Below are 24,512 nucleotides of genomic sequence, written 5' to 3' on the forward strand. Positions count from 1 at the left end.
ATAATATATTTGATAATCAGAAAATATGCTGGAGAATTAAAAATCCCCTTAGCTACATAATACAACAACTTTTATAATGCTTTCCTTCCTTCTGTTTTGGGGTAAATCAGGAGCTTACCTTTTAGGTTCAACTCCCGGTCTATCCAGTGGTCATTTTCATATATTTGTTTCGTGAGTGTATTGTAGATAATTGGTTCCTTTTCGATATCGTCAAGATCTGCCACGAGACAGTTTTTCCTGGCAATATAGGGATATAAGGCTGCCTCTACTTTTTTCCGTAGTTCTAAAGCCATCAGATGTATAAGAGTGACATCATAGGTCTGTGACATACAGTGGTTAATCTGCTTGATCATTCCTGAATCCTGAATTGTCTGGTTAACTACATCTGCCTGCTCGTCCATTGACACGTCAGGATTGATCAGTAACTGACCAGCTACAATTGATTTGACAAAGGCAGTGGCTGTCTGATTTACCTGTGCAATTAATTCTTCGTAAGGAGCTTTATAATAGGTCTTCAGGATATCCAAAGGGACATTCTCACGGTTCTGCTTTAGTTTGGAAAGCAGCTTTTCCAGGCTGCTTCCCAGTTCATAAGTAGTCAAGCACACATCACCTCAATTTCATTCGGTACGTTCTCATATTTCAGGTTATACCGGGTGTTACGGGTTTCGAAAACAATGCTGTTTCCAGATACTTCCAGAATACGTTCCACAGCAGTCGTCATGAAAGTATGTGTCTGCGTAGATATCCATGCACGTTCCCCGATTCGAAGCGGAAGGAATAAGGTTCCAGTCATGGTAATTGCCTTTTTTTCGTTGTTGCTTATCGGTCTGATATTTGTTCTTTTCATGGTGATCACACTCCTTTTTAACAAAATTCTTTCTCTAATGTTTTTGCCACTAACCTTGCACATCCCATTTCCATCTCAGTAAGTGGAGTTTTGGATAAAACTGCCAGAGTAAGAGGCAGTGCCTTGTCATTGTGGATTGGATACAGTGCCGCTACGGGTTCCCTATGATGGGAAAGCATATAAAGAGGCTGACTGATATCCAAAACCACCTCATTTCCGGAGGCGATATAAGGCTCCAGTTTTTCCGGAAGGGAAGTGCCTTCTGGAAGATATATCCCTGTTGCTGCAATGACATACTGGTCTGTACAGATAAAGGCTCCGTGTTTGATTGAACTATAAAGAATGGAAAGAACACTCTGGAGCTTTATGGTATCCTGATGAGGTTCCCTGCATTTTCGGATCCGGATTTCCTGATTGGATAATTCTACTTCCAGGGGATTCCCATTCTCAAGTTTTAAAAGTCTGCGCAGTTTTGCAGGAATAACGATACGTCCCTGCGAATCTATGGTGCAGATATCTGAGTATTTCATATGTTCACCTTTCTTTCTAAAAGAAAAGAAGCAGCAAATGCCGCTTCCTTTGCATAAACTTTATGCGGCATAAGGCGATGCCTGTGCCGGGCTTTGATATTGTCCATTTTGTTGGATTCTTTGAGACTGTTGTTCTGCATAAGCACGTTTCCCATTTGAAATAAGGGAAGGTGCCATACAGGATTCCCAGTTGGTAATGTAAGAATCCGTGCGTTTTAGTAACGTATATAGGTCCATATCCGTTAGCTGGATAAAGGCGTTCTTTTCTAAAATAAAACTCCCGGATTTCATATAAGATCCGCCATTTTGATTTTTGACCTTGATGCCTTTGCCATTTACGATCTGAATCCGCCAGGGGCTTTTCATTATCCGCCCGTTCTGGTCATTTACATGCCGGGAAATAGAAAATTGCTGTGCAATGGAGTAGCCCTGTGCATCAGGATTTCCGTATATTTTGCTCAGCGACCATTCAAATTCTTGAAAGCCTGCGGTGATCCTGGTTAAGAAAAACTGGATCTGTTCCGGTGCCAGATTGAACTGGACGATGATATTTTTATTTCCCGTGCCATTGGAATAATCCTGGATAGTGATCCCAATCAGGGAGTTGACATTATGACCGTTTTCCTGGTACTCACCTTTGGCATGTATCTGAGCATAACTGGTCAGTGGTGCATACCTAAGCCTGTCATAAACAGCAATGAGTTTCCGATCCGTTTGCACTTTATAGATTTGCTCGGAGATCCGTGGTGGTTGATTCTGATTCATAGCTTTTCCCTTCTTTCTACTTCAGGTATTGTTTCACTAACAGCGTCATGTTTTTTGGTAAGTCTTCCAGCTTTGTAATATCCAGAAAGCCATCCTGATAAATCCGCTTGATATTTTCCTTATCATCTCCGATCGCTGCAGCAAAGAGTTTGATTCCTTTTTTGGAATACTCCTTTTTAATGCCACGTAGGTCGGCTTCTGCTTCAGTGCCGTAATAGCCGGTATCCGCAGGCTGTCCGTCAGAAATGATGATCAGAAGTTTCTGCTTTTCCGGACGTTTTGCTAGATGCTCCGCCACAAAGCGGAGAGCAGCCCCATCACGGTTTCCGTTTCTTGCTGACATATCCATGAGTCGGTAGCGATCTGATGTATCGATCGAATCAAATTCTGCATAGGAATAAAGTTCTACGCCTCTGCCGCCAGTTGAATGGCCATATATAGTAATGGGCACCTGAAGGCTCTGGCAGAAATCATAAAGCACAATGGCCGTTTTTTTCGCATGTGTTATCCGGTCTCCCCAGCTCATTGATCCACTCTCGTCTACCAAGAGTCCTACTGCAAGTTTCTGCTCTTCAGAAGGAAGCCTGGTTCTGGTGAAAAAGGTTCCATCTGCGTGATGCAGTGCACGTGTATCCAGACGTTTTCCAAACTGCAGGTTCTTTAATTTTCCACCCTCACTTTCTTCTTTTAAAAGCGGTGCGATAGATTTCTGCAGGCGTTTGGATGCCCGGATAAGCATTGGTGCTACAGCCTGATATGACTGTTTTAAAGAATCCGGTACATATGACATTCGGTTGATCGTTACATGAACTCCGGTATGAGCATTCCCGTAATGAATATCGTTTGCTGCCTTTTGCAGTTCTTCGGTCATTTCCTGTTGGTACTGTGTTTCCGCTTTTTCGGTAGCGATGCCATTCAGGATCCGGAACAGGTCGTTGGCAGACTTTTCATAACCGGTGCCAAGGTACTGGTGATGATAAGTAATTCCTGGATTATTTTCGTCAAGGATGATATTCGTTTTCGCAAGTGCGATCCGGTTTCCTTCTTCGGCTACAACATCCTGGGCAGCCTGCGTACTTTCCTGACGCATGGCAGGAGGAGTACACGGTAAGGGATTTGCTTTCTGATCTTTTTTTCCTTCTTCTGCCTGCTTTGGCATAGTACCGCCTTTGCCGGAAGGCAATGGGGTGACACCATGAATCTGGTTACCCAAAAGTTCCTCTAACATCTGGCTTGCATCCGATGCAGAATGCTGCTCCATTCTTTCTTTTGTCTCTTCGATCAGAGGCTTGATGTATTCCCATAGAATAGCCACAATGTGATTAGAAGCGTGAAAACGGTCCTTTGTTTCATCTGAATAAATGGCATTATCTACATATGGCATGCAATCTTCCAGATAATCCAGATAAGGACCTTTATAACCGGACAGGTTATTGATGGTTCCCGCCCTGCAGTATTGAAGCAGAAGATTTGCCATGATTGCAAAATCAGAATACTTCTTTTCAATCTGACTCTGGATTGAAGGCATCTGTTCACACATCCTCAGGTTATTCAATTCTATCCCCCGACGGAAAGTACCCGGATGAGAAACACACATGCGTGCTTCGATATAGATATCTTCCAGAATGTTATTGATGTGAGAGGCACAGGATGCCAGAGTCATGCAGGTCGCTTTATCTTTGCTATCCATAGCCTCCAGTATTTCTTCACAATTTGTCTGATAGGATAATTCCGTAAAGGAAGGATTGGATGGGTAGAAAGCTCCTTTTTCCATGCTACCAAGATATAGTCCTAGGGCTGTAAAATCTGAGAACAGCAGGTGGGCAGTCTCATGCCCATTGAATCCGACAAGGCTTTCGGAACGGAGATACCGGGAAGGAAAACTCTGGGTGATTTCATTGGCAGCATTGATATGGATTTTATAGTTATCCGTATGTGCAATGCCTGCATCTGCCCGGGCATCCCATTCCATCAGAGCCTGAAGACCCTGACGGTAGCGGCCGGTAGCCGCTTTCGCCATAGAGGTCAGGTATTTCTGGTAAGCAGATGAGGTGAACAGTTCCTCGTCACTAATTGTAAGTTCTTGATCACGTATCATCTGTTTTAATTTTTTTTGGTTGCTATTCAATTCTTATTCATCCTTTCTTTTTAAAATAATTTTTCAGTCAAAAGCTCTTCCATGGTGTATCCGAAATAGACTGCCAGATGGTAGACCACAAATACGGGTGGAAATCCTCCTCCTAATTCATACTTACGATAAGATTTTGTTGGAATATGCAGAATCCTTGCCAGGGTTTTCTGGGAAAGATTCCAGCGTGGTAGTTTCCGCAGATAATGGATATTCGCGGAGAAAATATCCAGCATATCTTCTTCTGTAATTTTTAAATTGTTATAAGGTTTTCTCTGTGTCAATGTACCAACCCTCCTATGCTGCAAGAATAGAATCCAGACAGCTGGTTTCCACTTCCGAACGGCTTTCTGCATCTGCAGATACCGAAGAGAGGATCGTGTAATGTGCTGCTTCCCGGACATCACCACAGACCATATAGGACTGCACCCAGGAAATCAGTTCACGTACACCGCAGCATCCGTCTGTGATCAGATTCTCACTGCAATATTCAGAAACTGCCTTGATAATCTGTGCCATAGTGCGAACCGTTTTTTTATCTGTGCATCCGGTAATCCCAAGAACACGCTGTACCAGTGTTTCTTCATCCGGTTCCTCCAGATCGATCACAAGATTCATTCTGGAAATGACAGACTGGTTCATCTGTTTACAGCCAGCATAATCATTGTTGGTTGTAACAACGATGGTCGTATCCGGATGACGTTTGATCACTTCCCCGTTTGGCAAAAAAACACTGTTGCACCTGTCAAGAAGGGAATTAAGTCCTACTAAAACACCGGGGTTTGCAATGACTGTCGGTTCCTGAATTTCGACCAAATAGCCGTGACGTATTGCTTCCACAAGAGGGGTGTCCACATATTTGAACTTCTGATGGGAAGATTGGTTCTTATAATGCTCATGCATCTCATCAATGATTGTGTCGATGAGCTGTTTGTATACCACATCCTCAGTTACTTCTTCATCATAAATGCCGGTCAGCTTCTGATAAGCAGTTGCTGGGTCTAACATGATATCCTGGAAAGATGGATATTCACTCTGAAGACTAGATAATTTTCCATCCACGTCCGGAAGGATCTGACCGAGCAGATCAAATATCTCCGTATTGGCAGAGCAGGTAATGCAACGATAGGGTAGGTGTAAGCCAGCAGCAATCGCCTTGGCACCTTCTGTTTTTCCGGTTCCTGCAGGACCCCGCAGAAGAAAATTCCGCATAGGAGAAATAGTGTTCGTTGTCAATTTTGCATGTTCACAGATCCGCTTGATCTCCGGCGGTATGATATACCATGGTTCCAGCGTTGGAACAGTAAGTTCTTCCTGGGGAGTGAGTATCCGAGATTCGGATAAGACGTATTTGTTTACAAAGTCTTCTTTGGCAATGGCCTCCCAGTTTCTTTTTGTGGTAGAACCGGGAATCAGCACTTGAAAAGTACCAAAGAGCGTATTTGTAGGAGCGTAAGTACCCTGCTGTACTGCGAATGGTTTGAGTTTGGGAATAGCACCGTTGGAAGGAGTATCATTGGGAATCCCGCCGGTAGAAAGAGAAGTTCCGTATCGCAATCTGCGATAGATATTGTCACAAAGGACGGCTGCCGTTTTCACGGCTTCTTCTATATCCGTATAACCATTGTCACGGTGTTTTTTCAACTCCTGATAATATTCGTTAAACTCATCATCCTGCATAATGGTAGGGAGAAGCGCAAACAAAAGTGCAGCTCCACTGTTCTTATCTTCCTTCAAAAGATATTGGTCGGATATTGTTTCTGCATCTATTGGTTTAGGATAAATACCGGCAATGAATTTTCCATTTGTCCGGTTATAGATCACCACATGCAAATCTCCGGTTTTGCTGGGATATTCCGCTATTGTATAATTATTCCCCTGGCTGCCAATTGCCCCGAGTTCTTCAGAAGCGGTTCCACCGGGCGGATTTTCCAGTTCCATGTATGCAAGAATCGCCCGGAGCGTGGACGCATGAAGTGTCGAACGTTTTTGAGGCTGTGTGCAGTATTTGGAATAGACATCCTTCCTGATGGGATCATCCGTATAATCTTCAAAAGGTTCCGGAAGCTTTCGCTTGAAAGACCAGTTACTGATCAGGTTTCCATTTGGCATAGTATTTCGCCTCCTTTTTTACATCCAGGATAATTCCAGGGTGCCTTCGGTTTCTTTTGCATTCAGCTCATCACGGATAAAAATATCTGTGAGAGCTGCCCAGTAGTTTTGGGGCGGAAAATGCTCGAAAGTACCTTTGATTTCCTTGGAATCTCCATTTTTGATAAATATTTCTCCATTTTCGCTGATAAATAATTTTTGATGTCCTCTTGCCTGCAGATCTCCAATCAGATTGGAGAGTAATGGCTTGCCAATTAGGGTATACCAGGACTGGGGATCCACCTGACCGATGGAATCAGTGCCTGCTGGTTTTGCCTTTGGCTTTAATGATTCTATCGTCATCATAGAAAGTACCAGTTCTCCATATCGGTCCAACCGGACTTCAGCAAAATGATATTCTTTCGTATGGAAGGTACGAATACGCAGGGCATTTCCATTCAGAAGACTGTCTACATTTGGTTCTTTAATAAATTCCCATGTGGCATCCGGATAAGCGGACTTCAGTTTTCCTGTAATCTGGTAACTGATCTGTCTCCAGAGCAGAGTTTCCATATCGGTGATACCGTCTAGATTCCCAGAGGAATATGCTGACTTTCGTTTGAGTGCCGGAGATGGGATGCGGGGAAGACGCGGGACAATTAGGAAGAGGAGACTTCCCAAAATACCTGCAAGTGCAATGCCCGCAATTACTGACCGGTTTATATTCTCTGGAATAAATAGTAATGACAGAAACAAAACGAGAACAACAGATTTTAATATTTTTAAACTTTTACTTTTTTTCTTTCGTACTTTCATCGTATGATTCCTTTCCTGTAAACAAAAAAAGAGGAACCGCCATGCCCGATGGGTAAGCAATTCCTCAACCTGTTATTTCTTTTGGGTTATCCGTTAAACGGAAGCTGGTCAGCCATGCCTTCCGGGATTCCCTGAAAACCGTCTCCGGTAAAGCTACCTTGCTGTCCGTATGGCATGTTCTGCTGTGGATAATAGTTATGCTGGTACATGTTGTTTCCAACCGGTCCAGAAGGTGGAGCCGCATAAGAGTTGCCCTGTGTTCTGGCACCTGCGGTGTTTGGTATACCTACATTTTGATTTCCAGCACCATTCATGTAGACGTTTCCCTGAGCAGCGTGATTTTGATAACTGCCACTTCCTGCCGCACCTCCGTTGTTGTTATTAGGCATGCTATTGCCATTTTGATGATTTCCAGAATTTCCGTTATTCTCATTTTCCGGCTTGTTGGAAAGGCAAAACTGCCAGTCCTTGACATTAATTTTGGCTCCTACTCCTGGCTGCCCAGCCTTCTGTCCCTGCTGATAGAGAAATGGATGGATTTCCAGATCTCCATAGACATAGATACAGGTTCCGGATTTTACACCGGCTTTGATCAGACGCTCTGCCAGGAACTTGTTAAAATAGCATTGATAGAACATGGACTCGTATCCATTCTGACCATTTTGTGTGTTCTGGCTCCTCTGAGAGGAAGCAAGATCCAGACTGATGTACTCTGATCCGTTGTTCTTTCCTTGCTGCATGGCAGGATCCTTTGTTACCCTTCCCATAACATGAATAATTGCTGACATAAAAATTCTCCTTTCTGCCTCTTTGGGCTTTAAAATAATAAAAATAAATAAAAGAATAGGAAACCTGTGTCCCAGATTTCCCATAAATAAAAAAAGAGCCATTAAGTGACCGCATAATACGGCTATCCTAATGACTCTAATTTCCAACATAAACTTACGTGTGTTCTGGAAGAATGGTCCAGACTCCCTGTAAGGGATAACACAAAAACTCAAGTACAGTATTATAGTAACACAAGATATAGTGAGTGTCAATTAATGAAACACTATATTTAGAATTTCGAATACATGATATGCTGTATATTGAACTATGAAAGTGTAAGAGAATATAGTACAATAAAGAAAATGGTATTTTACAGAACAAGGAGTGAGATGATGATAGAGGTCTTATTTGCAGAAAGTGAAGCGGGTTCTATGAAAGTTGCGAAAAATACAGTTATGTTTGGAAAAACAGATGGACCTACTTCTGTCTGGATTGCTGGGAAAAAGAAACCTCCAAAACGAGAACACACCGGATGGATAGAAGGAACCTCTGAAGAAGTTATCTATCTTGGATTCATGTTGGATATTGGTGATATCAGTGGAACGATAGACAGTCAGTATCGGAAAGACTTGATTTATTCCTTGTATGCTCAGGAGCAATGGGGAAAAGATCCGGAACTGGATGCAGAACTTCGGGATCTGACAGACTGCTATATAAAAGAGCTGAAGCGACTGAAGGATTACTTAGAAGCTGGAGAGCAGATCCGAGTGTGGTACAGTGAAGCACCTTATTCTATTTGCGGTTTTTACCAATTATGCAATGTCCTGTCTCAATATGAAAATCAGATTCGAATTGTAAAGTTGCCACAGCATTGTATTCGTGATAATGTAATCATTTCTTATAAAAACTGGGGTGAGGTAGCGGCTGAAGAATTTGCAGGATTTCTGCAATATGAAAAAGAGTTATCAAGAGAAGAACTAAGACTTTACAGTTCATTGTGGAGTGAACTGAAGGAGGATAACAGTCCTCTGCGTGCTGTTGTTAATGGCATGGTAACTGGCGTTCCGGAAGATTTTTATGATTTCTTGATTTGGAAAAGGATTACAGAAAAGCCAGAAAAGGAAGCCAGGCTGATTGGTGACATCCTGGGAAAGTATCCAGTGAATATCGGTGACTGGTGGTATGCGAAGAGGATTAATGATTTTATTGCCCAAGGCAAAATCCGGGTGGTTCAGGACTCAGAAAATAAATATGCACGGATGATTTGTCTGGCAGAATAGATTTACAATTGATGTAGTTGAATATGGAGAATATTTATGGAAATAAAAAGACTTGAGTATGATTTTTCAGTGTGTAAGGTTGTTGATTATTCGCAGGTAAATCTTGATGATGAATACTGTTTTATCGGAAAAACAGATGAAGAAAAATCAGTAGTTTGCATTACGGAGCATGTACCTGATAATGTGATAGAATGTGAGGATGGGTGGAAGGCGTTTCGAATAGCAGGGCATTGAAAGTATTGTCTGATGCTGGATATTGTGTAATTTAATAAGATAGATTGAGGTGGGAAGCTTATAATGAGAGAGATTAAGCAATTAGCTATGAAATTCTGGAAAGCCATAGATGAAGTTCATGAAGATGGAAAGTTGAGAAGCTATCCGCTATTTTCGAGATTTCCAAAAGAGTGCTGTGACTTAACTTGTGATTTGTTAGCACAATATTTATCTGAATATGGAATAGAGACATATCAAATGAGAGGAACATATGAGAATGATGCATCTAGGCACCATGTATGGTTATTGACTTATGACGGAATTGTAATAGATATCACGGGAGATCAATTCAAAGATAAATTGCTTCCAGCGGAACAGATTCAAACAGTACATGTTGGCACAGAAGGATCATTACATCGAATATTCTGTATGGATAGAGAAAGATGGGAAAATACCAGATTTACGGATGTTAATGAATTTACAGGATTTGAAGGACGTCCAAGTCCACGACAACAAACCTTGATGGATGTATATGACATTATTTGCTTATATCTGTAAAAATGGAAGATGAAAATGAAAAGGCGTTGATTATGCAAACGAAACAAGAAGTAATTACATACTGTCATTCTTTTGAGCAGGTATACGAGGATTATCCATTCCACGATTCTAACTGGTGTGTGATGCGGCATAAAGGATCTAAAAAGACATTTGCTCTAATCTATAACAAAGATGGACATGTATGGATTAATGTGAAATGCGATCCTCAGTGGAGAGACTTCTGGAGAAGTACTTTTTCCTCAGTGGTTCCGGCATACCACATGAATAAGACACACTGGAATTCTATTATTCTGGATGGAACCGTCCCGAAGGAAGATATCAAACGGATGATTGGTGAAAGTTATGATTTGACAAAGGGGAAGAAAGCATGAGGATTTTGGTAGATGCAGATGCCTGTCCGGTGGTATCTATTGTAGAGCAAATTGCAAAAAAATATCAGATATCAGTAATCTTACTGTGTGACACGAATCATATTCTGCAGTCTGATTACAGCGAAGTTTTGACAGTTGGAGCAGGAGCTGATGCGGTAGACTTCAAGTTGGTCAGCATTTGCCAGAAAGGTGATATTGTGGTAACACAGGATTATGGTGTTGCTGCGATGATTCTTGGAAAGGGAGCATACGGGATACATCAGAGTGGCAGATGGTATACGAATGACAATATTGACCAGATGCTTATGGAGAGGCACTTAGCAAAGAAGGCACGAAATGCGAAAAAAAGAAACCATATAAAAGGTCCAGCGAAGCGTACCGCTGAAGATGATGTACGGTTTGCAGAATCGCTGGAAAAGCTGATTCATAAATATCGCGAGGTGTAGGTCAGGATGAAAGAATATATTTCTAAAGAAGAGATGGAACATTGCATGCAGGTAAAAGAGATATTCAGGCTACTGTCTGAGGAATCTGGAGATTTCTGCGTGGTGGATGCTTATCCGTTTGGGTGTGAGGTATTGGAATGGTATGGTGCGGGAAGAGGTTTTGACAGGCAGGTCCATTTTACAGATGCTTCAGAACTTTTTGATTATCTTTTAAATACATGGGAGAATATTTATCTCTATGACATGGAGAGACTTTATGGAAATACTGACATGGATGAGAAAGAAATATTAAAAATCCTTCCGGAGGAACGGAAAAAAGAGATGGAAGCAATCCGGAATGAGTATATTATGAAATATGAGAGTTGCCAGATTAACTGGTGATAGATAGGTTATATAGCGAATCCTTGAAAATGAACTGGTGCATGGAGGTAAAAATTCCGTGTGCCAGTTTTTGCTCAAATGTTAAACAGAACTTTAATTCCGGGGATTCTCGAACAATCTACTGTCAGTTTCCGTTTTTCTGGCAATTCTACTATTGGTCGATTGTCCGTTTTGAGAGTGAGTATTAATATAGAGGCATACTAAGCTGAAGATTAAGGAGGTCGTAATTATGTTTGAAATTGACAAGAATTCTTTTGGAGAATTTGTGGCAGAACGAAGAAAAGCAAAAGGATATACGCAGAAAGACCTTGCAGATAAGCTTTTTGTGTCGGATAAGGCGGTCAGTAAATGGGAAAGAGGTAACCGCCATTCAGAAACGGCTCAATGCCATGGGAATTAAGACGAGGCTGGGGAATCAGTGGAGCAGGAGCCCGATCTTAAAGCTGCTCCGCAATTACACCTATACCGGGAACCTTCTCCAGCAGAGGACTTACCGTGAAAACCACATCACAAAAAAGTGCATTATCAACCAGGGTGAAAAACCGATGTACCTTGCGGAAGGCACCCATGTGCATATGGCGCGTCCCAACGGCCGGTTTTGCGGAGCAAAACGGCCGAAATGCGAAGCTGAACAGCCGTTAGGCTTTGATTGATACAGAAATCTCTAGGATAATATATTCATTCATCTATCAGATGAAAATATATTTCTTAGGAGGATGATGTATGCTGGACTACAAAAACATCATTATCAAACGTTATGCGCTTTCCATGTCAGGAAGTGAAATTGCCCGACAGCTTAGCGTAAGTAAATCAGGAGTCAATGACTTCCTCAGAGCATTTGAGAAGTGCGAAAACCTTTCTTATCCTTTGCCACCGGGTATCACTAACTACGGTATTGCTGAATTAGTGTATGGATCCATTCCCGGTTCCCCAGGTCGTAATGAATCCATTGAATACCCTGATTATGAGGAAGCGGCCAGACTTATGGCCACAAGGAAAAACATGACTCTCGTTTTTCTATGGAATCGCTACTCAAAAAAGTGTGCTGAAGAAGGCAAGCGTTTCTATCAGTACCGCCAGTACTGTGAGCTTTTTAACCGATGGTGTGAGGAAAACTATGAAACTGCGCATTTCGGTGCAGTTATTGCACAGAAGATGGAGGTCGATTTCGCTGGGCAGACATTTAACATGACCGATCCTCTTACCGGTGAGATTCTGACGATTGTTGTATTTGTGGCTATTCTTCCATACTCACAGTACATCTATGCCGAAGGGATGCTTTCGACAAGGGAACCGCAATGGATTGAGGTCAATAATCATGCTCTTGATTACTTTGGCGGTGTGCCGGCACTGGTTGTATGCGATAACTGCAAGCAGGCGGTAATCGTTAATCAAGACTGGATTGAACCCGAACTGAATAAGGATTACGCTGACTGGGCTGATCATTATGGAACTGTAATTCTTCCAGCCAAGGTCAGAAAGCCCAAATTTAAGAGTTCAGTAGAAAACGCGGTAGGTATTCTTGAGAAAGGTCTCTTCCATAAACTTGAAGAACAACAGTATTTTTCGCTGGATCAGTTCAACAAAGATCTTTGGAAGGAACTGGAAGCTCTCAATAAGGAGCCGTTTAAAAAGAAAGAACATAATAGATACTACTATTGGGAAGAGGAGAAACTTGAATTGATGCCGCTCCCCTCCATGCATTACGAGTACATGGAGAGAAAAACGGCAAAGGTATCAAGCGACTTCCACGTACGCTTTGACAATGCTTATTATAGCGTAGACAAAGCATTTTTGCACAAGAAAGTATCTATCAAGGCATCTTCTTCTGTTGTTCGCATTTATTCCCTTGCAGGCGAGTTCCTTTATGAATGGCCGAGAGCAACCCGTAAGGGTCAGTGGTCAACGGATCCAGAACATCTGCCTGAGAATTATAAAGGATTTACACAGTGGAACGGACCTTATTTCATTCAAAAGGCTTCTCTTGTTGGCAAGAATACTGAGACTGTTATCCGTACGATCCTAAAGTCAAGGCAGTATGAAGTGCAGACATACCGCATGTGTCTTGGTATCCTGAACTTTACCAAAAAGTACAGTAACAAAGCTTTAGAGGAGTGCTGTAAACAGGCAATCTCATTAAACAAACAGAAATATACCTTTATTAAGAACACCATCTCTGTCATTGCAGATGATCTTGGCGATGCCGGTTATCGACATGGGTCTGTCCAAAAGAAAGAACCAACAAGAGGTGGTTATGTCATGCCTCCGGAAGCCTCTAGCATTGATACTCTTTTATCCCGCAGCAAAGCGCTTGCGGATCAGATGAGAGAGGAGGCAGATGACTGATGCTTACCGGAACCGAACTCATCAATGAGCTTGTTGATGAACTCAATGAGCTGAAACTATCGACAATGGCTGCAACGCTGGATGATCTGTATCATAAGCCTGGATTCCTTGAAATGGACCGTCTGACACTGATTGCAGAGCTTATAGAACCACAGTTTCAAGAAAAAGTCAGTACTACACTGAAGAATCGATTAACGGCAGCTCATCTAAAAGGATCACCCGAAGAACTGTCTGAGTGCATTGACTCTGATAAGAGAGAATACCTTCCATCAGGGATAACCGATGTTCTTTCTTCACTGGATTTCATTGAAAGGGGCTATAATCTTTGTATTCTCGGCGAATCTGATGCCGGAAAGTCCTATCTGGCCAAGGCCATTGGTATTAAAGCCTGCAATAGATATAACGTTGGATATTTTCATAGTGAAGAGCTCCTGGAGAGCATGGTTGCTCTTAAAGAGCAGGACTATGATAAATATGCCCGCAAGATGAAAAAGTATCTTAAATGGAATCTGATCATCCTTGATGACTTTCTGCTTCATACGATCACAGATGAGCGCGAAATCAAGATTCTTTTTGAATTACTGGAGAAACGCAATGAACAGCACCGGAGTACGATCGTTTGCTCTCAACGGGATCCAGACAGCTGGAAAGCTATGATTTTGAATGATGAAGTGTCTGCTAATTCCATCATGAAAAGAGCAACAAAACACTACACAATCAAGATAAACATACGATAACTTATCAACAATCAACTAAATACGAGCGGCCGTTCTGCTCCGCATAGCGGCCGTTGAAAAACGCATTTGCGACCGCCAGAGGGCGCAAACTGCACCCATGAGGCGATCATTGACATGGATACCTTCGACTAGGTGCAGGAGGAGATCAAACGCAGGGCAGAGAGATATAAAAGACCGGAAGGAAAAAAGTGTGAGACATATCCTTTCACCGGCATGGTCCGGTGCGGTTGCTGCGGGAAAAAATATGTGAGGTCGGGTACACAGAGTTATCGGACATGGACCTGGAGAACCCGGAGAAAAGAGGGGCTGAAATACTGTGACGCAGAGATTATTCCGGAGGAAGAACTGATGCGGCTTACCGCGGAGACACTCAGTGGGGAAGTTACTGAGGATACCGTCAGGGATAAAATAGCACCGTAAGGCTTGTTTACCGGATGTTCATGCAGGGAAAGACACCTTACGCCATTGCAAAGCACCTGATGGAAAAAAATCCCCACACCGACCGGGAAGCAGCGGTGGCAGCACCGGACCATCGAGAACATACTGACCAATGAAAAGTACAAAGGCGATGCCAGGCTCCAGAAGTGCTATACGGTGGACTTTCTTTCCAAGAAGCGGAAAGTGAATGAGGGCGAGGTCCCGCAGTATTATGTGGAAGGCAGCCATCACGCCATCATCGCACCTGCAGAGTGGCAGATGGAGATGGAGCGCAGGAGGAATATGGGCCGGAGCCATAACTGCTGCGGGCCGTTTTCCGCAAAGCTGAAATGCGGGGACTGCGGGGAATTCTTCGGTTCCAAGGTCTGGCACTCCAACAGCAAGTATAAACGCACCATCTGGCAGTGCAACGCCAAGTTTAAAAGCGAAAGCAAGTGTACCGCGCCGCATCTGTACGAACAGCGGATACAGGAGTTATTTCTGGAGGCACTGGGAAGGTTACTGGAAAACCGGAAGACGGTCATTGATGACTGCCGTGCGGTGATGGATGTGCTTGGGGACTGCGGCACCATTGAAAAGGAAATGGAATCCGTCAGCAGTGAGATGGAGGTGGTCACCGGGCTGATTCAGAAGCTGATTGTGGAGAACGCGACCCGGAAACTGGATCAGAACGATTACCGCAGGAAGTATGGGGGATATGTGAATAAATACGCAGCTTTAGAGAGCTGGATGGACAGCTTGAAGAAAGACCGGGAGAGCCGGGAAATTAAGTTTGACATTTTCAGCGGGTTCCTGTTTGAACTGAGTGAACTGGAGGAGCTGCCGCTGGAGTTTGATGTGAAGCTGTTCCACAGTCTGGTGGATTACGCAACGGTGTACCACGATGGAAGGATAGTGTTTCATTTCAGGAACAGTACGGAGATTGAGACAATAATATAGAAAGAGACAGATGCCCCGAAATTCAGTGTGTGGAGATGCTGGTTCCGGGGCTTATTTTCGTTAATAAAAATAACCGAGACTATGAAGTTTTTCTGTAAATAAAGATTTAGAAGGTCTTCTATGATACTATAAAAAATACTGTAAAGGCATAGAATCATGCAGTTAAATAAGACTGCTTTTTTTGCTATACGAAAAAATGGTTGAAAGCAGAAATTCTTGCTCTCAACCATTTGAAATTTCATACGGGAGTCTATTGCAATGTCCTTAACTTATTGACATTGATTTCCCGACAGCCCCTTCTTTTTGAAGCTAATGTTTTTAGCAGAAATCTTTTTTAGAACCTTATTGATTTTCGTGGCTTTAGTTTTTGAATACCAAAGTGCAGTGGAGTGACGTCGCAGTAGAGCCTCAAGATATAGGATATCTATTTCTTCAAAAGAATCTTCGAAACTATCAAGAAACTTTTCATTGATGTAGGCACAATCCCGTACAGTCAAACGTTTTGTTATTCTAGGAAGGCTATCAATAGTCGGATATTTCTCAAGGAAGTAGTCAAGGGCAGATGAATCATACTCTTTTTGCTTTTCTTTTAGTTGGCTGTAACCATAATCGTCTATCGAAATGACCGCTTCGTTCATCATTAAATTTGAGATCATTACTTTATAAGCTTTCGAATCAAATTCGATTGGTCTACGGCTAAGAACCATACGTAATGAACAAGGACGATGTTTTTCTTCATCTTGATGATGAGATAAAGTTAAAACGGAAGCCATAAGGTATTGCAGTCTCATTTCAGCAGAAGGTTTGGACATTATTATGTACATGATATCACCATTTCTCTGGTTCGTTAAGGAACAGAAGATGGAAGTGTTATCGACCGGAGAAGAGACACTGCCTTCATAGCATAGTATTCTATGCTTGGAAGGATTTGTCATGTATTTTAGTACTGCGTAGTATTCGCCATTTTTGGATTCAATATTTACTATACCACAATAAATATGGTCTGGTAAGTAAAGGTCAAATAGCTCAGCCAACTCCGGACTTTCCGGTACATGGTTTGGATTCTTTTTTAGGGTCTTTTCTCTCTGGTTTTTTATTTCAGAGTCGCTACTTGGAAAATAAAAGTACCATTTCCCTCTAATCGGTTCTAGGATAGAATTTTTAGAGACTAAGGAGCTGGTAGAGTCCTTCGTATTAGCTGGTTTTGACACTTTTTTCCCACTGTTAATATCATAAAATATCGCTGGATAAAGGATTTCATCAAAATTTCCTCTGAGTAAATTTGTCAATTTTTCAAAGTCATCACGCCATAATTTTTTTTCAACATCTTCCTTATATTCATATAAAAAAAGAATTGACGAAAGAGGAATATCAATTATCTCACAAATGCGATTAATATGTTCAGCTGTGATCCGACGATTGTCTTTGGCAACGCCATGATGTAGCATTTTTGAAAATGTGGCCAAGTCGATCCCCATCTGCATAGCGATATCCCCCATCGTTATTTTATGAGTTCTTCTTGTATAAAGTTTCACAAACCAACGTAAAGGAACAAGATAAGCGTTATATCTTGCATCTTTATTCACTTCATCCAGTTGGTAGGAGAAAATTTGTGTGAACGATTTTTTCAGCACATCTTTTTCAATCTTGTTATCCATAACGGCTCCCCCCTTCCTATTATAGTTATAGTATATTCCAACTTTGTCAAAAACTCAATGAAAACAAATACTATTATGTCAAAAACGCAATTTTCAGAGCAGTTTGTGATTTTGACTTGTTATTGTTAAACATGTTTAAAAATGGTAGGATATTGGTATGAAAACAATGCGAATTGTATAATGTTAGTGCTCGGAAAGGGGGGCAGATATGAGCAACTAATGTGTGTAACAGCAAATGGTATTACACCGATTTGACGGGAGGAGAAAACAATGGCAGAAAAGAACGAGATTATGAACATCATGGATTATGAAGTTGTTGATACCAGATCTAATGACATTCAGATTTCTGGTACTGAGATTGCTACTCAGCTTGTTGCTGTAATTCCTAACGCAGTTGCAGCACCATTTCAGAGATATCATGAAGTGGAGGTAAAAAAAGAGGTGGCGCTCAAAACATTGGAGTACCGCGCAAAAGCGTTGGAGCATCGTACAATGGATCGTGACAAACTGTGCGATACTATGGTTGAACTTGCCAAGAATAAGGCACTTGATAAAGAGATGTTCCAGATGTTTATGGTTGCATACGCAAATCCCAATATTTAAGTGGAGGTAGCTATATGGAATTTGGCTTGACAACTGGACGGCGCGTAAAGAAGGCTGAATCCAATCTGGCATCATACCAGAAGGCCTTGAAACAACATGAGAACAAAAAAGTGTTTGAGACTATGATGTCTCTTGCACAGTTCGGTGAATTGACACCAGAAAGATATGCCTTCTTTATGTCCGTGGTATCAAATCAAGAAAAAGGAGAGAACAAGGTTGAAGAATACATCCTTAATCGATCCTTCAAGATGCGGGATCGTAAAGAATAATCAGGGAGCGTATGTTTCAAAGAATGAAGCATATGCATTAGCACAGACAGTTAAAGATATGTTTGTTGCTAATGGAATTGAGTACGAAGTGCAGCAGGCTGTATGTAAGGAAAGATCACCAGAGGCTTCCGTAAAGGTTGGACCGACTGGCATTAAGTTTAAACTGGGACTCACCTGGAAGACCACTACAGTTACCAAGCTCACTCCGAGAGGGGGGATCTTTGGTGATTAGTAGCGAAAGGTATTCTGTTGGAAGTGAGGATGGTAGAAGCATTTCTTTCCAGAAGGAAGAAGGTGCTTTTGTAGGTCTTGACGTTACAATAAAGTTTAAGTACGTGATTGTAGTAATTATTTGTGCTGTAGCAATCATGGGTGGAACAAGCTATTATAGTAGTGTATATCCAGAGCAGAAAGTAGCTGAGGTACAGGATACAGTTACTCAGAATGAAATGCAATCCCCAGTCAATGATGAAGGCTTTGTATTTGCTAAGAGTAGCAGCGAAGTGCTTTCGGAAGAAATGGTGTTGGCTCTGAGCGATGACAGGACAGTAGGATTTCAGAGGCTTTTAAGAATGTCTATCAATGAAATCTATGCAAGACATGGTCAGATGTTTAATGATGGAGAGGTAAATGACATACATTACCAGAAATATAACTGGTACAGAGAAACTAATAAACACGTCGTTGAGTGGGACGAATTTAACGATATCGAAAAAGCAAATCTGAGATTCTTAATCTCGATTGAAGAAGAGTATGGATACAGATAAAATAGAACAGCATGAGTGAGAGGAAGCTATCGCGGTGTGGGCAGCTTCTTCTTTTTTGTGTATAATATATAGGGAAAATGATGAAAATTATAGATACGGAGAGATGTTTATGAGGTAAGGGAAGACTTCATGTATGTGATTATTAATGGTTGTCTCATTAAAAGACACTCCAGTATCTGTTGGGTCATTCTGTCATCAGTGTAACGATGAATACTTATATGCATCTGGGTACGGTTCATTGAGGAGCGTATTCTTTTTTGTAGAGATAAAATGATCTGGACAACTGCGGTTTTGCGGAAGATAATAAAAGTGCTGGGGTATTTGAGTGAAATGATCGGGTATTTATAGCAAGAAAAAAAGAATTATTTGTCTCATACTTGACAGGTCTACACGTCTACCGCCACACTTGTTGCAGCAACATGGCAAAATTAGGCATGAATCCGAAGGTACCTCAGTATTTGATGGGGTATTCAGACATCAAGGTGACGTTCAGCACCTATACCCATCTTGGTTTGGAGGATGCGGCGGATGAACCGATCAGGACAAGAGAATGTGCCCCTGTCACACAGAAAATAATATGGAAGAAACACATCGGTGCTCTGCTTCAGCAGAGCATTTTGGGGTGTGAAGGAAAACGAATAGTGATTAAATGGCAGAAAGACATTATATAGTAATGGCCTGTGAACTGTGGTATAATCGTGTAGTATATGATAATTCCACAAAATTAATTTGCAAATTAGATAGGACGGATACGATACTATTAAGGAGAATGAAAATTGGAAGAAAAAAATGAATTTAATCAACTTAGCTTTTTGACATCACAAGATTTTACATTTGGAAATGCTCCACTATATTTTGAGAATATCCCAGATGAATTAAAAAAATCAGAAGATATAAAGAAAATTGTGAATTATAATAATCGTAATAAAGGAATTATAACGAATGATTTTTTAATATGGGCGCTGGAAACAGGCATTTCATATGATGTAATAAGCTGGTTTATTAAAGACTTTTCTGGGCAAAGCGATCAAGAATTGCTTTGGATTATAGATTCATTTTTTAAGTGCTATACGATTTATCTGGATGAAAGCAATAACTGTGTAAAATTTCGTTTCAAGGATATTAAAGGAAATACAAATGTAAAATGGTACAATGATTTTGTTTTGTCAGGAATAGCCTTTGAGGGTGATTCTGACCCGATTAGAATAGAAGATCTTTTTCGTAAATTTGAACTTCAAAAAAATATTACGGATGTAAAGCTAAAGCATATCGCAAATTATAATGGAGAGGATAGTGAACGCTTTGTTGATATATTAAAATCAGACAAGGTTTCGATTTTATTGGAAACTTTACTTCAGTCTAATCGGATTTATATTCATTGGGCAACACAAAATCTTCTTTATTATTCTTTAGTAGACATTGTGGATTCAGTTTTAGAATTGCCGTTTATACATGATGAAGTTAAGAATATATTATATAATTATGCGGTAAAAGACCAAGAAGGATTACTTAGTTTGCTGGCTCAGTATGATTACCCCAATATAAAAGAAGATAAAATATCGAGTTTTTGTGAACAACTTATCTGTTGGATTGAATCATTAACTCCTCAAAGTATAGAAGAAGATTTTGCGCTTGAATTGCTTCGACAAGGAACAAAAACATCGCGCAGAATAAATCATTTGTTATTTTTAGAAGATAATACAGATAAATTACTTATTGAAAATTTTGTTCCCATATATGCAATGAGGGCAGCTACTTTTCCAAATTCTAATATTCATTTTGATAAATGCGGAATAGTAGAGAGCAATATTCAAACATACATAGATACATATTGCGTTAATAAGACCCCTAATTATGATTTTTTAAATTCTAAAAATAGTAGATGGATACAATTATCTGATATGGTTTCAGGAATTAACGGTGCACTTATGGCATATGTTAACCTTCATGATATTAGAAGTATTCGTGAAAGGCTTAGATATTTTGATGAAACTCAAAATCGAAATTTAGTAATGTTTATGAAATTAAGAAAAATAAGTAGTAGAAAAAATAAGTATTTTGATAATATGAGCAAGAATTTACAACAGATAGAACGTATACAATTTTTGATGGAGTATTGTAATTTATAAATTATGATGATTTAGATTTATCGGATAACTTCTCGGAATCTCAATGAATGAGATTCCAACCGAAAATTGACAACTGAATATCGTGCAGGAAAAGAAATTTACGAGAAATGGACATAAACATTGGACATAGCGGGTACTATGCCTTGAAAAATTTTATGGAGTCGTTTAAGATAACATTATTAAGAGGCCAATCTTAATAATGAATCTTGAAATGCCTCGACTGATGGCATTTCCCAGGCATCAAGATGTTGTAGCATCATGATGCCGTAGAGGCGGCAGTACCACATCTTCGTAGAGCGGTGCCTGCCGTCTTCTAATTTATAGTCTTCTTTCTCACGTTTGTTAGAACGTTCCACGGAAGTCCTTCCGTCATATTCCTTTTCCCATGCTTTACTGTCTCTTGGCGGTATATTAAATAACCTTGGATTGTCATCGGTAAAGATATGTACGGTTCTGCCGTATTTCGCCGGTGAACAGGGATGCTCACAGAAACAGCCACGTTTCCGGTCTGCTTTTGGGCACCGGTATTTCGCTCTGTGTTTGGCAGCCTCATATCCATCTTTATGCATACGTAAGCCCAACTTACAGATAGGAACCCCATCCTTATCAATGGTGAAATCATCCTTATAGGTAAAATGTCCGGTATGTCCGGGATTGAGATCAATAAAGGGCGTGATATTTTCCCGTCTGCAGTATTCATAGACCGGGTAAGCATCATGGGCCGAGTCCAGAAGGAGTTTCTCAATACGGAATTCCGGAAGGTATGATTTCATGGTGAAAAAGGAATGGAGAAAAGAAAGCATGTCATGCCGGGAAGCCCTTTCTAAAGGAGGAAATACAGGAAGATCATTGTAGGAATCGGAAGCCACATACATGTAGAGGTGGTAACCGAAAAAATAACATTCCCGGTGAGAGTCCCATCCCCAGTTACAGTCCGGCTGAGAATAATGGCGTTTGCAATTGCAGGAAGAGCAGCCTTTATCCTTACAATCGCAGATCCGCTTTTTCCGTTGCTGTGCGGCAGTACGGACAGGGGTGCCATCTCCGGCAAGGGCCAGATGGTTGGGATCGATCAGTCCCTTGCGGACAGAAAGATCCAGGAACTGTTGCTTATAGAGACGGAAAACAAGAAAAAACGGATTTTCCGGTTTCAGCTGCCAGCGTTCCAGAAGAGGAAGAAGTTTGGAAGCAGCGCTGGAAGAGTCACAGGGAGTCTTATCGCCTTTCTTTTTCCCCTTGGGAGGTTTCATTTTAGGGAAACGGTCTTTTGGGGAAAGGTTGTTGGAATCATCCTGCCAGATACGGGAAAAGAAATCATAAAAAGTGCCGACACCGGGAGTATCTCCGAAAGGGAATCCGCTGAGGATGGCATAAAGAGGAGTTTCCCTGAGCATGCGGCACCAGACAGTGATGGAAGTTACTTTCAGCTTTAAAGCAAGCAGGTAGGAGCGCAGCATACAGGATGGGAGCCGTGGTTGAGGTCCGAAAACAGAATAGCAATCCTGCATCAGAGAATCCGTCTGGGAAAGATCAAGATACCAGAACTGCACGATATAATCCCAGGTGCTTTTGGAAAGCACAAAGGGGTCAGGATAGAACTTAAGGAAATCGGATACAAAAGTTTCCTGATAGGCGGCATGTCCGCCGGGGTTACAAGGTAACATAAAAATCGCCTCCAGTCGATTGAAATAGAATATAATCAATCGGCTTCGCCGCAAATTTTGAGCGATTTGTCAAGTGTTTTTTGAAAAAAGTGGGTGATTTTTTTAGATAGGGATCTGAAAGCCTTATAAAATCAGGGCTGAAGATTCCGAGAAGTTATTCGGTTGGAAAGGAGGATAGGATGTCTACGTTATTTGTAATAGGAAATGGATTTGATAGAGCACATGGGTTGAAGACATCGTATTGGGATTTTAGAAAGTATCTCGAAAAATATGCAGAAGATTTTCTCGTACAGATGGAGAATATGTATAGTATTACTCCTTTTGAAAGGCTGGATAAGCGATTCAAAAAGAATAAAGACATTCAAAATCGCCGGGATGACGCTATATATAAAACACTGTGGAAAAATTTTGAATACGGGCTTGGCGAAGCGAATGAAGCAGAGATGTTAGACTTTTCTAAATCAATAGTAGATGATTTGGACTTAGATGGAGGTCCAGTTGGAATAAAAGACACAATGGATGATTATTGGGAAGAACAATATAGATTTATTGAGCGACTTAATGAGTATGTAGGCAAATGGATTAGGCAGGTACGTTTATTCAAATCTGCACCAATGAAGTCTACTTTTATTGATAACTCTGAGGATTATTTTTTTACATTTAATTATACGAGCGTATTGGAACGCATATATCGTGTGCCATATCAGCATATACTACATATTCATGGCGGGCTATCTCCATATTGTGATGAGCCGCCAATTCTGGGACATGGAAATGCGAAGAAAATAGAAGAATATCGTGAGAAAGCTGAAAAAGCTGCAGAAGAATATGACGAAGGAGAAGAAAGTATATGCAATGCAGTTGCGAACTATTATAAGCGAACTTTTAAGAATACAAACAAATGTATGGCCTTCAAAGGGGAATTTTTCCGGCAGTTAACGGGGGTTAATAATGTTGAAATTATAGGTCACTCTTTCGGAGAGGTAGATATGCCATATTTTACATATCTGAGATACTGTATTTCAAAGAATGCAAAATGGAAATTTTATTATCACAGTTCGGAAGATTATGATGCTGCAGAAAAAGCGGTTAAAGAATTGGAACTGGACATAGGGGATTATGAAATATTGCCCTCAGATCGTTTTTGGCAATAAAGTGATGAAGAAGATGGGCGTAAAAATGAATAATGATTTAGAACGATTTTTGATTGCACAGCAGACATATTACTGTACTGCTTTGCAGGAGATAAAAACCGGGCAAAAGCGTAGCCATTGGATATGGTTTATCTTTCCACAGATTGCGGGACTTGGCTACAGTGAAACTGCCCGGTATTATGCCATTAAGAATATGGAAGAAGCAAAAGCATATATGGAAGATTACACGCTTGGTATGAATCTGATTGAAATATCTGAGGCAATTCTGGAGGTAGATTCCAATGATGCGCTTGAGGTGATGGGCTGGCCGGATAATCTGAAACTGAAATCTTCCATGACGTTATTTGCCTTGGCAAAACCGGAATGTGAAGTGTTTCAGAAGGTATTGGACAAGTTTTTCAGTGGGGAACGGGATCAGAAAACTGTGGAAATTCTCTCAATTCAATAATTTAACGATAGGGTGCATTTTCAACCCCAAGGGTGCAAATTTAACGATTTCTACTCTCAAAACGATAGTATCGTTAAATTTTACTCTTATGACTCACGAAAAAGGTACAATTTCTACTCGAAAAACGATAACGGCACCTATGAGGGTGCATCAAGCATTACAG

General features: G+C 41.0%; 29 protein-coding genes and 2 pseudogenes. 20 read left to right on the top strand and 11 right to left on the bottom strand.

Going from position 1 to position 24,512, the window contains the following annotated elements:
• Positions 1-71: 71 nt before the first annotated feature.
• From ABE613_RS01320 to ABE613_RS01360, 9 genes are all read right to left on the bottom strand, one after another.
• Positions 72-602 (bottom strand): hypothetical protein, encoded by a 531-nt coding sequence (locus ABE613_RS01320; RefSeq protein ID WP_347375404.1) that lies wholly within the window; start codon positions 600-602, stop codon positions 72-74.
• The gene (locus ABE613_RS01325) at positions 599-850 is read right to left on the bottom strand and encodes a hypothetical protein (RefSeq protein WP_347375405.1); all 252 of its coding nucleotides are present in this window, start codon (positions 848-850) and stop codon (positions 599-601) included. Before ABE613_RS01325 ends, ABE613_RS01320 begins: the two co-directional genes overlap by 4 nt.
• Before the next feature lie 17 nt (positions 851-867).
• Positions 868-1,380, bottom strand: coding sequence for an AbrB/MazE/SpoVT family DNA-binding domain-containing protein (locus tag ABE613_RS01330; RefSeq protein ID WP_347375406.1), 513 nt, complete (start codon positions 1,378-1,380; stop codon positions 868-870).
• A 60-nt stretch (positions 1,381-1,440) separates the two neighbouring features.
• Complete coding sequence (locus ABE613_RS01335; RefSeq protein ID WP_347375407.1) at positions 1,441-2,145, bottom strand: hypothetical protein; 705 nt, start codon at positions 2,143-2,145, stop codon at positions 1,441-1,443.
• A gap of 16 nt (positions 2,146-2,161) precedes the next feature.
• Positions 2,162-4,273, bottom strand: coding sequence for a vWA domain-containing protein (locus ABE613_RS01340; protein ID WP_347375408.1), 2,112 nt, complete (start codon positions 4,271-4,273; stop codon positions 2,162-2,164).
• Between the two features lie 20 nt (positions 4,274-4,293).
• The gene (locus ABE613_RS01345) at positions 4,294-4,557 is read right to left on the bottom strand and encodes a helix-turn-helix domain-containing protein (RefSeq protein WP_235251101.1); all 264 of its coding nucleotides are present in this window, start codon (positions 4,555-4,557) and stop codon (positions 4,294-4,296) included.
• Between the two features lie 13 nt (positions 4,558-4,570).
• On the bottom strand, positions 4,571-6,385 hold the full coding sequence (locus ABE613_RS01350; protein WP_347375409.1) for an AAA family ATPase: 1,815 nt from the start codon (positions 6,383-6,385) through the stop codon (positions 4,571-4,573).
• Positions 6,386-6,403: 18 nt separating this feature from the next.
• Positions 6,404-7,180 carry a hypothetical protein gene (locus ABE613_RS01355; RefSeq protein WP_347375410.1) on the bottom strand — a complete coding sequence of 259 codons (777 nt, stop codon included), beginning with the start codon at positions 7,178-7,180 and terminating at the stop codon, positions 6,404-6,406.
• Between the two features lie 86 nt (positions 7,181-7,266).
• A complete protein-coding gene (locus ABE613_RS01360) occupies positions 7,267-7,968 on the bottom strand; it encodes a single-stranded DNA-binding protein (RefSeq protein WP_347375411.1) in 702 nt (233 codons plus the stop codon).
• Positions 7,969-8,337: 369 nt separating this feature from the next.
• On the opposite strand from ABE613_RS01360, the gene ABE613_RS01365 reads away from it, so the two are divergent.
• The 12 genes and pseudogenes from ABE613_RS01365 to ABE613_RS01415 all read left to right on the top strand — a co-directional run bounded on the left by ABE613_RS01365 (position 8,338) and on the right by ABE613_RS01415 (position 15,657).
• The gene (locus ABE613_RS01365) at positions 8,338-9,228 is read left to right on the top strand and encodes a DUF3658 domain-containing protein (RefSeq protein ID WP_347375412.1); all 891 of its coding nucleotides are present in this window, start codon (positions 8,338-8,340) and stop codon (positions 9,226-9,228) included.
• A gap of 36 nt (positions 9,229-9,264) precedes the next feature.
• Positions 9,265-9,456: pseudogene (locus ABE613_RS01370) on the top strand (ACT domain-containing protein); the annotation flags it as partial.
• 69 nt (positions 9,457-9,525) lie between these two features.
• Complete coding sequence (locus tag ABE613_RS01375; protein WP_347375413.1) at positions 9,526-9,999, top strand: hypothetical protein; 474 nt, start codon at positions 9,526-9,528, stop codon at positions 9,997-9,999.
• A gap of 32 nt (positions 10,000-10,031) precedes the next feature.
• Positions 10,032-10,370 (top strand): MmcQ/YjbR family DNA-binding protein, encoded by a 339-nt coding sequence (locus ABE613_RS01380; protein ID WP_347375414.1) that lies wholly within the window; start codon positions 10,032-10,034, stop codon positions 10,368-10,370.
• Positions 10,367-10,816, top strand: coding sequence for a YaiI/YqxD family protein (locus ABE613_RS01385; RefSeq protein ID WP_347375415.1), 450 nt, complete (start codon positions 10,367-10,369; stop codon positions 10,814-10,816). The genes ABE613_RS01380 and ABE613_RS01385 overlap by 4 nt, the downstream gene beginning before the upstream one ends.
• Before the next feature lie 6 nt (positions 10,817-10,822).
• Positions 10,823-11,197, top strand: coding sequence for a hypothetical protein (locus tag ABE613_RS01390; protein WP_235251245.1), 375 nt, complete (start codon positions 10,823-10,825; stop codon positions 11,195-11,197).
• 229 nt (positions 11,198-11,426) lie between these two features.
• Positions 11,427-11,597 carry a helix-turn-helix domain-containing protein gene (locus ABE613_RS01395; protein ID WP_347375416.1) on the top strand — a complete coding sequence of 57 codons (171 nt, stop codon included), beginning with the start codon at positions 11,427-11,429 and terminating at the stop codon, positions 11,595-11,597.
• A complete protein-coding gene (locus ABE613_RS15130; RefSeq protein ID WP_510182338.1) occupies positions 11,587-11,850 on the top strand; it encodes a recombinase family protein in 264 nt (87 codons plus the stop codon). Before ABE613_RS01395 ends, ABE613_RS15130 begins: the two co-directional genes overlap by 11 nt.
• Before the next feature lie 70 nt (positions 11,851-11,920).
• Complete coding sequence (istA, locus tag ABE613_RS01400) at positions 11,921-13,543, top strand: IS21 family transposase (RefSeq protein ID WP_347375417.1); 1,623 nt, start codon at positions 11,921-11,923, stop codon at positions 13,541-13,543.
• Positions 13,543-14,280 (top strand): ATP-binding protein, encoded by a 738-nt coding sequence (locus tag ABE613_RS01405; protein ID WP_347375418.1) that lies wholly within the window; start codon positions 13,543-13,545, stop codon positions 14,278-14,280. Before istA ends, ABE613_RS01405 begins: the two co-directional genes overlap by 1 nt.
• Positions 14,281-14,493: 213 nt before the next feature.
• On the top strand, positions 14,494-14,700 hold the full coding sequence (locus ABE613_RS01410) for a recombinase zinc ribbon domain-containing protein (protein WP_347375469.1): 207 nt from the start codon (positions 14,494-14,496) through the stop codon (positions 14,698-14,700).
• Between the two features lie 69 nt (positions 14,701-14,769).
• Positions 14,770-15,657, top strand: coding sequence for a recombinase zinc beta ribbon domain-containing protein (locus tag ABE613_RS01415; RefSeq protein ID WP_510182342.1), 888 nt, complete (start codon positions 14,770-14,772; stop codon positions 15,655-15,657).
• Positions 15,658-15,926: 269 nt separating this feature from the next.
• Here ABE613_RS01415 and ABE613_RS01420 read toward each other — a convergent pair whose 3' ends face one another.
• Positions 15,927-17,315, bottom strand: coding sequence for a helix-turn-helix domain-containing protein (locus ABE613_RS01420; RefSeq protein ID WP_347375419.1), 1,389 nt, complete (start codon positions 17,313-17,315; stop codon positions 15,927-15,929).
• 270 nt (positions 17,316-17,585) lie between these two features.
• On the opposite strand from ABE613_RS01420, the gene ABE613_RS01425 reads away from it, so the two are divergent.
• From ABE613_RS01425 to ABE613_RS01450, 6 genes and pseudogenes are all read left to right on the top strand, one after another.
• A complete protein-coding gene (locus ABE613_RS01425) occupies positions 17,586-17,918 on the top strand; it encodes a hypothetical protein (RefSeq protein ID WP_256164757.1) in 333 nt (110 codons plus the stop codon).
• 14 nt (positions 17,919-17,932) lie between these two features.
• Positions 17,933-18,187 carry a hypothetical protein gene (locus ABE613_RS01430; RefSeq protein ID WP_129975074.1) on the top strand — a complete coding sequence of 85 codons (255 nt, stop codon included), beginning with the start codon at positions 17,933-17,935 and terminating at the stop codon, positions 18,185-18,187.
• Complete coding sequence (locus ABE613_RS01435) at positions 18,135-18,419, top strand: hypothetical protein (protein ID WP_256164756.1); 285 nt, start codon at positions 18,135-18,137, stop codon at positions 18,417-18,419. The genes ABE613_RS01430 and ABE613_RS01435 overlap by 53 nt, the downstream gene beginning before the upstream one ends.
• On the top strand, positions 18,412-18,954 hold the full coding sequence (locus ABE613_RS01440; RefSeq protein WP_256164755.1) for a YARHG domain-containing protein: 543 nt from the start codon (positions 18,412-18,414) through the stop codon (positions 18,952-18,954). The genes ABE613_RS01435 and ABE613_RS01440 overlap by 8 nt, the downstream gene beginning before the upstream one ends.
• 389 nt (positions 18,955-19,343) lie before the next feature.
• Positions 19,344-19,625: pseudogene (locus ABE613_RS01445) on the top strand (tyrosine-type recombinase/integrase); the annotation flags it as partial.
• Positions 19,626-19,730: 105 nt separating this feature from the next.
• Positions 19,731-21,083: a DUF3800 domain-containing protein gene (locus tag ABE613_RS01450; protein WP_347375420.1), complete on the top strand. Its 1,353-nt coding sequence runs from the start codon at positions 19,731-19,733 to the stop codon at positions 21,081-21,083.
• 179 nt (positions 21,084-21,262) lie between these two features.
• On the opposite strand, the gene ABE613_RS01455 is transcribed toward ABE613_RS01450, so the two are convergent.
• A complete protein-coding gene (locus ABE613_RS01455; RefSeq protein WP_347375421.1) occupies positions 21,263-22,747 on the bottom strand; it encodes a hypothetical protein in 1,485 nt (494 codons plus the stop codon).
• Positions 22,748-22,926: 179 nt separating this feature from the next.
• Here ABE613_RS01455 and ABE613_RS01460 point away from each other — a divergent pair, with 179 nt between their 5' ends.
• Both ABE613_RS01460 and ABE613_RS01465 read left to right on the top strand, forming a co-directional pair.
• Positions 22,927-23,901 carry a bacteriophage abortive infection AbiH family protein gene (locus tag ABE613_RS01460; protein WP_347375422.1) on the top strand — a complete coding sequence of 325 codons (975 nt, stop codon included), beginning with the start codon at positions 22,927-22,929 and terminating at the stop codon, positions 23,899-23,901.
• Positions 23,902-23,926: 25 nt separating this feature from the next.
• On the top strand, positions 23,927-24,349 hold the full coding sequence (locus tag ABE613_RS01465) for a DUF1810 domain-containing protein (RefSeq protein WP_347375423.1): 423 nt from the start codon (positions 23,927-23,929) through the stop codon (positions 24,347-24,349).
• Positions 24,350-24,512 lie beyond the last annotated feature (163 nt).

Origin of the sequence: Dorea chungnamensis, from assembly GCF_039832125.1 — a bacterium.
Lineage (GTDB): Bacteria > Bacillota > Clostridia > Lachnospirales > Lachnospiraceae > JAFBIX01.

What these genes read in the sequence shown, in the direction of transcription:
- ABE613_RS01335 (WP_347375407.1), bottom strand. Translation starts at nt 2,145, where the DNA reads ATGAATCAGAATCAACCACCACGGATCTCCGAGCAAATCTATAAAGTG.
- ABE613_RS01430 (WP_129975074.1), top strand. Translation starts at nt 17,933, where the DNA reads ATGGAATTTGGCTTGACAACTGGACGGCGCGTAAAGAAGGCTGAATCC.
- ABE613_RS01460 (WP_347375422.1), top strand. Translation starts at nt 22,927, where the DNA reads ATGTCTACGTTATTTGTAATAGGAAATGGATTTGATAGAGCACATGGG.
- ABE613_RS01455 (WP_347375421.1), bottom strand. Translation starts at nt 22,747, where the DNA reads ATGTTACCTTGTAACCCCGGCGGACATGCCGCCTATCAGGAAACTTTT.
- ABE613_RS01425 (WP_256164757.1), top strand. Translation starts at nt 17,586, where the DNA reads ATGGCAGAAAAGAACGAGATTATGAACATCATGGATTATGAAGTTGTT.
- ABE613_RS01465 (WP_347375423.1), top strand. Translation starts at nt 23,927, where the DNA reads ATGAATAATGATTTAGAACGATTTTTGATTGCACAGCAGACATATTAC.
- ABE613_RS01360 (WP_347375411.1), bottom strand. Translation starts at nt 7,968, where the DNA reads ATGTCAGCAATTATTCATGTTATGGGAAGGGTAACAAAGGATCCTGCC.
- ABE613_RS01355 (WP_347375410.1), bottom strand. Translation starts at nt 7,180, where the DNA reads ATGAAAGTACGAAAGAAAAAAAGTAAAAGTTTAAAAATATTAAAATCT.
- istA (WP_347375417.1), top strand. Translation starts at nt 11,921, where the DNA reads ATGCTGGACTACAAAAACATCATTATCAAACGTTATGCGCTTTCCATG.
- ABE613_RS01330 (WP_347375406.1), bottom strand. Translation starts at nt 1,380, where the DNA reads ATGAAATACTCAGATATCTGCACCATAGATTCGCAGGGACGTATCGTT.
- ABE613_RS01390 (WP_235251245.1), top strand. Translation starts at nt 10,823, where the DNA reads ATGAAAGAATATATTTCTAAAGAAGAGATGGAACATTGCATGCAGGTA.
- ABE613_RS15130 (WP_510182338.1), top strand. Translation starts at nt 11,587, where the DNA reads ATGGGAATTAAGACGAGGCTGGGGAATCAGTGGAGCAGGAGCCCGATC.
- ABE613_RS01350 (WP_347375409.1), bottom strand. Translation starts at nt 6,385, where the DNA reads ATGCCAAATGGAAACCTGATCAGTAACTGGTCTTTCAAGCGAAAGCTT.
- ABE613_RS01420 (WP_347375419.1), bottom strand. Translation starts at nt 17,315, where the DNA reads ATGGATAACAAGATTGAAAAAGATGTGCTGAAAAAATCGTTCACACAA.
- ABE613_RS01380 (WP_347375414.1), top strand. Translation starts at nt 10,032, where the DNA reads ATGCAAACGAAACAAGAAGTAATTACATACTGTCATTCTTTTGAGCAG.
- ABE613_RS01385 (WP_347375415.1), top strand. Translation starts at nt 10,367, where the DNA reads ATGAGGATTTTGGTAGATGCAGATGCCTGTCCGGTGGTATCTATTGTA.
- ABE613_RS01325 (WP_347375405.1), bottom strand. Translation starts at nt 850, where the DNA reads ATGAAAAGAACAAATATCAGACCGATAAGCAACAACGAAAAAAAGGCA.
- ABE613_RS01405 (WP_347375418.1), top strand. Translation starts at nt 13,543, where the DNA reads ATGCTTACCGGAACCGAACTCATCAATGAGCTTGTTGATGAACTCAAT.
- ABE613_RS01410 (WP_347375469.1), top strand. Translation starts at nt 14,494, where the DNA reads ATGGTCCGGTGCGGTTGCTGCGGGAAAAAATATGTGAGGTCGGGTACA.
- ABE613_RS01395 (WP_347375416.1), top strand. Translation starts at nt 11,427, where the DNA reads ATGTTTGAAATTGACAAGAATTCTTTTGGAGAATTTGTGGCAGAACGA.
- ABE613_RS01375 (WP_347375413.1), top strand. Translation starts at nt 9,526, where the DNA reads ATGAGAGAGATTAAGCAATTAGCTATGAAATTCTGGAAAGCCATAGAT.
- ABE613_RS01365 (WP_347375412.1), top strand. Translation starts at nt 8,338, where the DNA reads ATGATGATAGAGGTCTTATTTGCAGAAAGTGAAGCGGGTTCTATGAAA.